Genomic DNA, 11647 nt, shown 5'->3' with positions numbered 1-11647 from the left:
CATGCAACAGACCCTGAACACCACACTGCTGATCATTGGTGGCGGCCCCGGCGGCTATGTGGCGGCGATTCGTGCCGGCCAGTTGGGCATCCCGACCGTACTGATCGAAGGTCACGCACTGGGCGGAACCTGCCTGAACATCGGCTGCATTCCGTCCAAGGCGCTGATCCATGTCGCCGAGCAGTTCCACCAGACCCACGCCCACAGTCAGCACTCAGCCCTGGGCATCAATGTCTCAGCTCCGACCCTGGACATCACGCAAAGCGTTGCCTGGAAAGACGGTATCGTCGATCGCCTGACCAGCGGGGTCGCGGCCCTGCTGAAAAAGCACGGCGTGAAGGTGATCCACGGCTGGGCGCGCATCCTTGACGGCAAAACGGTCGAGGTTGATGGCCAGGACCTGCGCGTCCAGTGCGAGCACCTGCTGCTCGCCACCGGTTCCAGCAGCGTCGAACTGCCCATGCTGCCGTTGGGCGGCCCGATTGTTTCGTCCACCGAAGCCTTGGCGCCCACTCATCTGCCCAAGCGCCTGACTGTCGTCGGGGCCGGCTACATTGGCCTTGAGCTGGGTATTGCTTACCGCAAACTGGGCGTCGAGGTCAGCGTGGTCGAAGCCCGTGAGCGGATCCTGCCCACCTACGACAGCGAGCTCACACAACCGGTAGCCGAGTCGCTGAAAAAACTCGGTATTACCCTGTACCTCAAGCACAGCGTCGAAGGCTTTGATGCTGCCACGCAGAGCCTGAATGTGCGCGACCCGGCCGGTGAGCCACTGTCATTGGCTACCGATCAGGTACTGGTGGCTGTTGGTCGCCGTCCACGGACGCAGGGCTTCAATCTGGAGTCCCTCGACCTGAAAATGAACGGCAGCGCCATTGCCATCGATGCACATTGCCAAACCAGCATGCGCAATGTCTGGGCGATCGGCGACCTGAGCGGTGAGCCGATGCTCGCGCACCGCGCAATGGCACAAGGTGAAATGGTTGCCGAACTGATTGCAGGCAAGCAACGCCGCTTCGAGCCGGTAGCCATTGCCGCCGTGTGTTTTACCGATCCGGAGCTGGTAGTGGTCGGCAAAACGCCGGAGAACGTGCAGCAGGAAGGTCTGGACTGCATCGTTGCGCAATTCCCCTTCGCGGCCAACGGTCGCGCGATGACCCTGGAATCGAAAAGTGGCTTCGTACGCGTGGTTGCGCGCCGCGACAACCACCTGATTCTTGGCTGGCAAGCGGTGGGCGTGGGCGTTTCGGAGCTGTCCACAGCCTTCGCGCAGTCACTGGAGATGGGCGCCTGCCTTGAAGATGTCGCTGGCACCATTCACGCGCACCCGACCTTGGGTGAAGCCGTACAGGAAGCAGCATTGCGCGCATTGGGGCACGCTCTGCATTTGTAACCCGGCACTGCGCCACACGCGTTAGCGCCCACCGCAAGGTGGGCGTTTTGCGTTCCAGATACCGACGAGCTCAACCGACCCGGTTCTTACCTGCAGCTTTGGCACTGTACAACGCTTGATCGGCGCGGTTGACCAATTGCTCTGGCAGTTCTTCATTCGCCCATTCAGCCACACCGAAACTGGCAGTCAATCGATACTCCCCCACAGCGGGAAGCAGACTCAATTGCTGCAGGATGCACTCAGCCCGCTCACGGGCAAGCGCTTGCGTGCTGTGGGGCATGACAATCATGAACTCATCGCCGCCCCAACGCGCGAGCAGGTCCTGTGAGCGCAAACAGGTCTTGATGCACTCGACCACCTGAAGGAGTACCCGGTCGCCTCGGACATGACCATATCGGTCATTGATCAGCTTGAAATCATCCAGATCGATGACGACCAATGAAAGCGGCTGGCGAAACCGTCGAGAGCGCTCACACTCTTGGCGCAGCACCTTTTCCAGGCGATAACGGTTGGCAACCAGCGTCAGCGCGTCGCGCTCGGCCAGAACGCGATTATCTTCGAGCTGGCGCTGCAGTTGCTCATTGACCCAGGACAACTCGCGGGTTCGCGCAGCAACCAGGGCTTCCAGTGAGTGATTCTTCTGCTCGAGTTGCTGCACCAGGCGCTTGCGATCGTCGATATCGCGATGGGCGCCAAGCATCCGCGCAACCGAACCGTCAGCGTTACGTGCGATCACACGGCCGCGGTCTTCGACCCACAGGTAACTGCCATCCCGACGACGACAACGGTACTCAATGCGGTACTCATCGACCTGCTGGTTCAGGTAGGCCTCAAAATGCGCCATCACCCGTGGATAGTCCTCCGGGTGAATGAGACGTTCCCAGGTGAACACCGTGTTGTCCAGCGAATGGCTGGCATGGCCAAGCATCCGGTACCAACCCGGGTTGCGGTAGACATGACCTGTGTTGGCATTCCAGTCCCAGATACCATCGCTGATCAGATCCAGCAGCGTGTTCAGTTGCTCTTCAGCAAATTCGCCAGGCACTACCTTCGTGTGTGTGGATTCATGACTCACCGCCATTCCCCCTGTTTACCGCTTGTTCCACTGAACTGAATAGACTAAAGCACAGTATCGACGCTGGTACGGGATCAACGGTTATGGCGCTTGATAATGTCTGCCAGTGTGGCGGTCATCATTGCCGTCGAGACACCGAACATCAGAATGCCGTTACCAGCCTCCAGCGGGCTGAGCAGGCGCCAATGTTCTGACAACACCACATCGCCATAACCGACCGTGGAAAAGGTTACGCCAGAGAAATAAACCGCTGTAGAAAAGTCGGTGAACTCGCCTAGCAGCAGATACAGCACGGCCCACAGGGCCATCTGGATAAAGTTGCCAAACAGCATCAGCGACATCACCAGCGACAACAACATGATGCTGGTCACAGGGCCGATTTTGCCACTCTGCGGCCGCAGGCGTAGGTAAAGGCGTAGGTAAAGGCGTAGGTAAAGGCGTAGCGTGAGCACAACAAACAGTGCCTGCAGAATCAGGCACAACAGCATTACCGGTAAGCCTGTCAGCATGTTGTGCAACATAGTGATGCCCCAAGAATGGCAAACCTGCTGCCCCTTGCAACTGATCCATACAACCGCATGGCACCGTGATTTTAGCTTTTCAAACAGGTTCTGCACGAACACGGTGACAGCAGGGCAACATGGAAAACAGGTGCAGTGCACACGCCCCGATGCGCATCCTACGCACCCGATCCAAGCTGCTACGCTTGAGTGAGGCTCCCCCCAAACGGCTCCTCGCGATGCCGCATTTACCATACTGGAAGGTTGATTCAGGGGTAACAAGCCAGGCCGACAGGTGACTTCAAGAGTGTTGCGCACAGGAGTAAAAATGCCTTCCAACAAGAAATCATCGACCAAACGCGCAGCGAAAAAGTCGGAAACCCATGTATTGGAGCACAGCTTCCGCTCACGCAAAGAACGCCTTCACCAGGGCGAAAGCCTGCGTGAGAAAGTACCGCTGTCCAGCCATGCGGTATGGAAGCCACCACGCAAGCACCGCAACCCTATCGACATTCTCGAAACCTCCAACCGCTACCGCCTTGCCAGCCTGGTACCCATTCGTTATGGACGCATGCTACGCAGCGCGTTTACCTTCCTGCGTGGCTCGGCCGGCCTGATGGCCCACGACCTGGCCATGACCCCGAGTACCGGCATCCACGTCCAGGCTTGCGGCGATTGTCATCTATTGAATTTCGGACTGTTTGCGACGCCCGAGCGCAACCTGATTTTCGACATCAACGACTTCGACGAAACACTTCCTGCACCATGGGAGTGGGATGTGAAACGTCTGGCGATCAGCTTTGTGGTAGCAGCACTCGATAACCAGTTCAGCACCAAGGAAGCTGAAGCCTGCGCAGTCGAATGTGTTCGTGCTTACCGTGAGCGCCTGCGTGAATGTTCAAAGATGAGCCCGCTGGAAGTCTGGTATGACCGTCTCGATGCCCAAACGATTCTTGAGATGTCACCCAACTCAAAAATCAGAAAGAATCGGGAAGAGTTGATTGCAAAAGCCAAGACCCGTGTCGGCGACTACCTCTATCCGACCATCAGCGGCGAGGTCGGCGGGCGGCGACGCCTGATCGATCAACCGCCCATACTGTTTCACGTTTATGAAAAGGACTTTGAACAGAACGTCAAAATGGCACTGGAGGATTACAGGATTTCTCTACCCCATGAACGCCGGGTGCTTTTCGATCGTTACCGCATGGAAGACATTGCGATCAAAGCCGTTGGCATTGGCAGTGTCGGTACCTACTGTTTTGTCAGCCTGTTCTTTTCTGCGGAAAACCACCCACTGCTCCTGCAGTTCAAGGAAGCGAGCCCTTCCGTCCTTGAACCTTATGCGGGCAAGAGCCTCTACGAAAACCACGGGCAGCGCGTGGTTACCGGGCAGCGCTTGATGCAGTCTTCCAGCGATATATTTCTGGGTTGGACTCGAGGCAAAAAAGGCCGTCACTTTTTTGTTCGGCAGTTGCGGGACATGAAAATGTCGGCACCTATTGAACGCACGACAGCAGCACAGCTGAAGATGTACGCAGAGATGTGCGGTATGACACTGGCCCGATCACATGCCAAATCGGGCGATGCCGCAATGATCAGCGGCTATCTGGGCAAATCGGATGAGTTCGACAAAGCCATCGGCAAGTTTGCCGTGGCCTATGCCAATCAAAACGCCAAAGACCATGCCGCGCTGGTGGCGGCAGAAAGATCCGGGCGGATCAAAGCGCTGGTCGAGGAGGAGTAATGCCCTCCTCTGTACCGAAGATCAAGTGCTTACTGAGCCCCACTCGTATCGCTACGCTGCTCGCCGCAGCGTGCTACATCGCGGGGTGCACCACCCTGGGGCCGGCCTCGGTGCAACGCGATCGAACCGACTATGGTGGTGCACTGGCCACGACCTGGAAGGAGCAGACGCTGCTCAACATCGTCAAGCTGCGCTATGGCGATGCTCCGGTCTATCTGGATGTGTCATCGGTCATCAGCTCCAGCGCCATGGAGAGCCAGGTCAGCCTGGGTGCCAATTGGTTTTCCGGATGGCCCAATGACGGAAACAGCCAGGCAATCGGTGCCTATGGCCGTTATACCGATCGCCCAACCATCAGCTACACACCCATCTCAGGGGAGAAGTTCTCCCGCTACCTGTTGCAACCCCTTTCCCCTGCCGCAGTATTTTCTCTGATCCAGGCGGGCTATCCCATTGATAGGGTATTGCAACTGACCACACGAGCGGTCAACGGTGTATACAACCGGTCGGCCTCCCCTGTCCGCGCACGCGCAGCAGATCCACGCTTTTATCAGATGCTTGAAACCCTTAGGCGAATACAACGCTCAGAAGCCTTGGGGATGCGAATCAACCAGCCTGGCGACAAAAAAAATACACTGATCATTGTCAACCGTGGCGTCCCCGACGCAGTCAGTAACGACAGTCGTGCCGTACGAGAAATCCTGAATTTGCGTCCCGATGCGACTGAGCTAGCACTGACCTTCGGCATGGTGCAACGCAACGACACCGAGGTAGCGTTACTCACCCGCTCCATGTCGGAGATATTCGTGGAGCTCGCCGCAACAGCCGAAGTACCGCCAATTCATTTGCAGGAGGGCCGGGCGAACCCGGCGCCTCCCGAGCCAGACCCGAATAGCCTGTGGGACCAGCCGCTGGTGCGTATCCATTCAAGTGCGACCCGCCCCGCTGATGCCTATGCAGCCATACCCTATCGCGGCTACTGGTTCTGGATCGACGACCGAGACATGCGCTCCAAATCAGAGTTCCTGTTTATCCTCATCCTGTTCTCGTTGGCCGAGACGGGGGTAGCACCGCAGGCGCCTGTCATTACCGTGCCGGCTAACTGATAGGGTTGTGACACAAGGCAAGCAAGCCTCCCGCCTATGGGTGGCAAGGTCTAGCTGGACTGAGCAATGCTCTCCTCCGAAACCTCATCCAGCGCCTCCTGCTGCGCCATTGACTCGGTGACAACAGTGAAGTCGCTCACCTCAACAGCACCCTGCCCGTAACCCAGAAGATGGAAGGAAAATGCCTTGCGCGGTTCCGGGTTGTAGAAACTGAAATCCATCTCCAGCGGTTGATCCGCTGTAACGAGCATTTCCGCAGGCAGCGCCAGTGGCACATCCTGCTCCAACTGCTTGGCCTTGAGCAGAATGTAGGCGTTGTGCTGTGGGTCCGCAGAGCGCACAGTCAGGCGCACACGCGTATGTGACCCCTTGGGCATTTCCAGATACTGGGCACCGATCAGGTTATCTGCCCAGTCATCGTCGATCTGTGCTTTAAGCGGGATAATAGCTGCACTGCCGAACTGGTAGTGCTGGTTCAATGGTGTGCGCAACAACGTCTGATCCAGGGCAGCAGCCCGTGCCGCGATCTGTCGAGCACGCTTGCCGCCGTACTGCCCAAGCAGGGTCACCCGGTCCTCAATGAAGCCTGGGCTGGCGTAGTACCGACAGCGCTGTTGAAAATCACACTCGGTCAACGTCCCCTGACCATCGTGATAACGAAGCTTGCCATTGGTGAATGACATGATCTCGCGACCCGTTTCATAGTTTCGAAACAGCGAGCGACCACTCAGGGCCTCCGGTACAGGCAACGCAAAATAGTCGAGTATCGAGGCAGTCAGGTCGACATGCCCATAAACACCGGTGTTCACCTTGGGCAGTTGCTCCTGTTCAGGTGCCAGCATCAGGTTGAACCCCCAGGATGAAGCCAGCCGCACCCCATCGATACCGTGGGATTCGTCCGAGGTGATAACCACCAGTGTGTCTTTCAAGATGCCCTGGCGCTCAAGGCCCGCGAGGAACTGCCCAAGCGCATCATCCAGATAACCCACGGCAGCCTGCTTGGGTGTGTCATAACGCTGTAGGTAGTCCTCTGGCGCGGAGTACGGCTGGTGTGTTCCAACGGTCAGCAGGGTGAGCATCCAGGGCTTCGGCTGTTTCTGTAACTGCCCAACGTAATCCAGTGCTCCCTCGAAAAACGCCTTGTCATCCTTGCCCCACGGAAAATCCAGGTACGAGGCGTTGGTAAACCAATCGAGGCCCAGCGTAGTCTCGAAGCCGATGTGCGGCATGATCTTGTCTTTAGCCATGAAACGCAGACCTGCACCTTGCAGGTAGTGCGTGGCAAAACCGTGCTTGCGTAGCTGAGCAGGCAGGCACGCCTGGTTACGCTCGCTCTGAGTCAGCATCTCGACTCCCTTCGGGGTACCATTGTCGAGCTTGTCGTAATCACCGCACAGCATGGCGTACAGACCCCGAATCGTCTGGTGGCTGTGCAGCACATAGTCCGGCGTGTTCATGCCGCGCTCTGACCAGCGCGTCAAATTAGGCATCAGGTTTTCCTGATAGCGGCTGTGCAACGCCTGACGATTGACCCCAACATAGGCGCCAGGAATACCTTCCAGCGCGATAATCAGCACGTTGCGTGCGCGCCCCGCGGCTGGCAGCAACCTTTCGCCATTCAGATCCAACTGCGTAAGCCCTGCCATCTGGGGAGCAACCTCGGTAACGTCGCCCTCCCACCACTCTTGCGCTCGCGTCTGAAGATCACCAGCACTGGCAGCCAAAAGCTGATGCGGCAGATTGAACAGATGCCATTGGTCTGCATCGGAGGCATGCAGGTGCTGTCCCCCCCAGTGGGTAACCAATAGCAATACTGGTGCAGCCCAGGCTTTGCCAGACCAACGAGGGGACAACGCCGAAGGGGCTGCCCATTGGGTGATGAGCCATACCGTAAGGCCGATCAACAACGCGGCAGCAAGCCAGGGTTGAGCGAAACCGCCTCCGGTGGAATTCTCCAGGAACTGAGGATCAACCAGGTAGTGCACGTCTGTAATGTTCGGCAGCCGCCCCACTGCACTGACCAGCTCGGCAGCAGCCAGTGTCAACAGGCTCCACACCAGCAACACCGGAAGCGCCAACCACCACGGTCGCTGATGCAGCAACACAATGAGTAGACTGCCGATGGCCATGTCGGACAGGTATCCAAATACATCAGACCAACCTAACGCTGCACGCAGGCACAACGGAATGAGCAGCACCAGTCCGACCAGAGCAGTTAGACGAGCATGGGGGTGCTGTAGCCAGCGACGTATAACATTCACAAAAACCTTCCAGCCATCAAAGCGTCATAAACATGTGCTGAATGGTACCAAGCGAAAGGCAAGAAAGGGGGAGCAACTGCAGGAGGCGACATCACTGGCGACGTTTCCGGGCCAGAAAGACAAAACCCCTACCTGCGTGTGCAGATAGGGGTTTCGGAATTTAATCTTGACGATGACCTACTCTCACATGGGGAAACCCCACACTACCATCGGCGATGCATCGTTTCACTGCTGAGTTCGGGATGGGATCAGGTGGTTCCAATGCTCTATGGTCGTCAAGAAATTCTGTGTACCAGACCGTCTTTCGACGCTCCAGCAAATCGGGTATGTGATAGTTGTGAGTCGCAAACTTTCGGTTCGTTTCGTCTTCACAACACCGCAATCTGGCCTTTCGACGCAAATTGCTTGGGTGTTATATGGTCAAGCCTCACGGGCAATTAGTATTGGTTAGCTCAATGCCTCACAGCACTTACACACCCAACCTATCAACGTCGTAGTCTTCGACGGCCCTTCAGGGAGCTCAAGGCTCCAGTGAGATCTCATCTTGAGGCAAGTTTCCCGCTTAGATGCTTTCAGCGGTTATCTCTTCCGAACATAGCTACCCGGCAATGCCACTGGCGTGACAACCGGAACACCAGAGGTTCGTCCACTCCGGTCCTCTCGTACTAGGAGCAGCCCCTCTCAAATCTCAAACGTCCACGGCAGATAGGGACCGAACTGTCTCACGACGTTCTAAACCCAGCTCGCGTACCACTTTAAATGGCGAACAGCCATACCCTTGGGACCGGCTTCAGCCCCAGGATGTGATGAGCCGACATCGAGGTGCCAAACACCGCCGTCGATATGAACTCTTGGGCGGTATCAGCCTGTTATCCCCGGAGTACCTTTTATCCGTTGAGCGATGGCCCTTCCATACAGAACCACCGGATCACTAAGACCTACTTTCGTACCTGCTCGACGTGTCTGTCTCGCAGTCAAGCGCGCTTTTGCCTTTATACTCTACGACCGATTTCCGACCGGTCTGAGCGCACCTTCGTACTCCTCCGTTACTCTTTAGGAGGAGACCGCCCCAGTCAAACTACCCACCATACACTGTCCTCGATCCGGATGACGGACCTGAGTTAGAACCTCAAAGTTGCCAGGGTGGTATTTCAAGGATGGCTCCACGCGAACTGGCGTCCACGCTTCAAAGCCTCCCACCTATCCTACACAAGCAAATTCAAAGTCCAGTGCAAAGCTATAGTAAAGGTTCACGGGGTCTTTCCGTCTAGCCGCGGATACACTGCATCTTCACAGCGATTTCAATTTCACTGAGTCTCGGGTGGAGACAGCGCCGCCATCGTTACGCCATTCGTGCAGGTCGGAACTTACCCGACAAGGAATTTCGCTACCTTAGGACCGTTATAGTTACGGCCGCCGTTTACCGGGGCTTCGATCAAGAGCTTCGCGTTAGCTAACCCCATCAATTAACCTTCCGGCACCGGGCAGGCGTCACACCCTATACGTCCACTTTCGTGTTTGCAGAGTGCTGTGTTTTTAATAAACAGTCGCAGCGGCCTGGTATCTTCGACCGGCATGGGCTTACGGAGCAAGTCCTTCACCCTCACCGGCGCACCTTCTCCCGAAGTTACGGTGCCATTTTGCCTAGTTCCTTCACCCGAGTTCTCTCAAGCGCCTTGGTATTCTCTACCCAACCACCTGTGTCGGTTTGGGGTACGGTTCCTGGTTATCTGAAGCTTAGAAGCTTTTCTTGGAAGCATGGCATCAACCACTTCGCGCTCTAAAGAGCACTCGTCATCAGCTCTCGGCCTTAAGATCCCGGATTTACCTAAGATCTCAGCCTACCACCTTAAACTTGGACAACCAACGCCAAGCTGGCCTAGCCTTCTCCGTCCCTCCATCGCAATAACCAGAAGTACAGGAATATTAACCTGTTTTCCATCGACTACGCTTTTCAGCCTCGCCTTAGGGACCGACTAACCCTGCGTCGATTAACGTTGCGCAGGAAACCTTGGTCTTTCGGCGTGGGAGTTTTTCACTCCCATTGTCGTTACTCATGTCAGCATTCGCACTTCTGATACCTCCAGCAAGCTTCTCAACTCACCTTCACAGGCTTACAGAACGCTCCTCTACCGCGTCACCTAAGTGACACCCGTAGCTTCGGTGCATGGTTTGAGCCCCGTTACATCTTCCGCGCAGGCCGACTCGACTAGTGAGCTATTACGCTTTCTTTAAAGGGTGGCTGCTTCTAAGCCAACCTCCTAGCTGTCTAAGCCTTCCCACATCGTTTCCCACTTAACCATGACTTTGGGACCTTAGCTGACGGTCTGGGTTGTTTCCCTTTTCACGACGGACGTTAGCACCCGCCGTGTGTCTCCCATGCTCGGCACTTGTAGGTATTCGGAGTTTGCATCGGTTTGGTAAGTCGGGATGACCCCCTAGCCGAAACAGTGCTCTACCCCCTACAGTGATACATGAGGCGCTACCTAAATAGCTTTCGAGGAGAACCAGCTATCTCCGAGCTTGATTAGCCTTTCACTCCGATCCACAGGTCATCCGCTAACTTTTCAACGGTAGTCGGTTCGGTCCTCCAGTCAGTGTTACCTAACCTTCAACCTGCCCATGGATAGATCGCCCGGTTTCGGGTCTATACCCAGCGACTAAACGCCCTATTAAGACTCGCTTTCGCTACGCCTCCCCTATTCGGTTAAGCTCGCCACTGAATATAAGTCGCTGACCCATTATACAAAAGGTACGCAGTCACCTAACAAGTAGGCTCCCACTGCTTGTACGCATACGGTTTCAGGATCTATTTCACTCCCCTCTCCGGGGTTCTTTTCGCCTTTCCCTCACGGTACTAGTTCACTATCGGTCAGTCAGTAGTATTTAGCCTTGGAGGATGGTCCCCCCATATTCAGACAAAGTTTCTCGTGCTCCGTCCTACTCGATTTCATTGATAAGAGATTTTCGCGTACAGGGCTATCACCCACTATGGCCGCACTTTCCAGAGCGTTCCGCTAATCTCAAATCAACTTAAGGGCTAGTCCCCGTTCGCTCGCCACTACTAAGGGAATCTCGGTTGATTTCTTTTCCTCAGGGTACTTAGATGTTTCAGTTCCCCTGGTTCGCCTCTTGCACCTATGTATTCAGTACAAGATACCTAGGTTATCCTAGGTGGGTTCCCCCATTCAGAGATCTCCGGATCAAAGTCTGTTTGCCGACTCCCCGAAGCTTATCGCAGGCTACCACGTCTTTCATCGCCTCTGACTGCCAAGGCATCCACCGTATGCGCTTCTTCACTTGACCATATAACCCCAAGCAATCTGGTTATACTGTGAAGACGACATTCGCCGAAAATTCGCAATACTCTTAAGACTTAAGAGACACTCACAAATTTTACCTTAGCCTGAATAAACACCAGTGAAAGTGCTATTCAGTCTATTTCTATCACATACCCAAATTTTTAAAGAACGATTCTGAAAAAGTTCAGAAATCAATATTCGACGCGAATATTCATTTCTAAGCTTTGACAGACTAGATAACCGCGATTCCCAATCAGGAAACGGGC

General features: G+C 55.6%; 6 protein-coding genes and 2 rRNA genes. 3 read left to right on the top strand and 5 right to left on the bottom strand.

The features are described 5' to 3' along the window. Nucleotide 1: 1 nt before the first annotated feature. Nucleotides 2–1393: a dihydrolipoyl dehydrogenase gene (lpdA, locus tag AB7M23_RS13155; RefSeq protein ID WP_102052390.1), complete on the top strand. Its 1392-nt coding sequence runs from the start codon at nt 2–4 to the stop codon at nt 1391–1393. A gap of 70 nt (nt 1394–1463) precedes the next feature. Here the strand turns inward: lpdA and AB7M23_RS13150 are convergent, their stop codons facing one another. Both AB7M23_RS13150 and AB7M23_RS13145 read right to left on the bottom strand, forming a co-directional pair. Beyond that, nucleotides 1464–2474 carry a sensor domain-containing diguanylate cyclase gene (locus AB7M23_RS13150; protein WP_454241012.1) on the bottom strand — a complete coding sequence of 337 codons (1011 nt, stop codon included), beginning with the start codon at nt 2472–2474 and terminating at the stop codon, nt 1464–1466. A 68-nt stretch (nt 2475–2542) separates the two neighbouring features. Then, complete coding sequence (locus AB7M23_RS13145) at nt 2543–2989, bottom strand: potassium channel family protein (RefSeq protein ID WP_454241011.1); 447 nt, start codon at nt 2987–2989, stop codon at nt 2543–2545. A gap of 550 nt (nt 2990–3539) precedes the next feature. On the opposite strand from AB7M23_RS13145, the gene AB7M23_RS13140 reads away from it, so the two are divergent. After that, entirely contained in the window at nt 3540–4712 is a 1173-nt protein-coding gene (locus AB7M23_RS13140) for a DUF2252 domain-containing protein (RefSeq protein ID WP_371917206.1), read from the top strand. Then, a complete protein-coding gene (locus tag AB7M23_RS13135; protein WP_454241010.1) occupies nt 4712–5818 on the top strand; it encodes a hypothetical protein in 1107 nt (368 codons plus the stop codon). The genes AB7M23_RS13140 and AB7M23_RS13135 overlap by 1 nt, the downstream gene beginning before the upstream one ends. 50 nt (nt 5819–5868) lie before the next feature. Here AB7M23_RS13135 and AB7M23_RS13130 read toward each other — a convergent pair whose 3' ends face one another. The 3 genes from AB7M23_RS13130 to AB7M23_RS13120 all read right to left on the bottom strand — a co-directional run bounded on the left by AB7M23_RS13130 (nt 5869) and on the right by AB7M23_RS13120 (nt 11385). Continuing rightward, nucleotides 5869–8079 carry an LTA synthase family protein gene (locus AB7M23_RS13130; protein WP_454241009.1) on the bottom strand — a complete coding sequence of 737 codons (2211 nt, stop codon included), beginning with the start codon at nt 8077–8079 and terminating at the stop codon, nt 5869–5871. A gap of 164 nt (nt 8080–8243) precedes the next feature. Next, nucleotides 8244–8359 (bottom strand): 5S ribosomal RNA (gene rrf, locus AB7M23_RS13125). 136 nt (nt 8360–8495) lie between these two features. Further along, a 23S ribosomal RNA gene (locus tag AB7M23_RS13120) occupies nt 8496–11385 on the bottom strand. Between the last annotated feature and the right edge of the window lie 262 nt (nt 11386–11647).

Source organism: Pseudomonas sp. HLS-6 TE3448 (assembly GCF_053629555.1).
The sequence above is the reverse complement of the archived record's forward strand: the minus strand, read 5'-3'. Positions and strand labels throughout refer to the sequence as shown.

Excerpts from the sequence above, each read along its gene's own strand:
- AB7M23_RS13145 (WP_454241011.1), bottom strand. The coding sequence starts at position 2,989 with ATGTTGCACAACATGCTGACAGGCTTACCGGTAATGCTGTTGTGCCTG.
- lpdA (WP_102052390.1), top strand. The coding sequence starts at position 2 with ATGCAACAGACCCTGAACACCACACTGCTGATCATTGGTGGCGGCCCC.
- AB7M23_RS13150 (WP_454241012.1), bottom strand. The coding sequence starts at position 2,474 with ATGGCGGTGAGTCATGAATCCACACACACGAAGGTAGTGCCTGGCGAA.
- AB7M23_RS13140 (WP_371917206.1), top strand. The coding sequence starts at position 3,540 with ATGCTACGCAGCGCGTTTACCTTCCTGCGTGGCTCGGCCGGCCTGATG.
- AB7M23_RS13135 (WP_454241010.1), top strand. The coding sequence starts at position 4,712 with ATGCCCTCCTCTGTACCGAAGATCAAGTGCTTACTGAGCCCCACTCGT.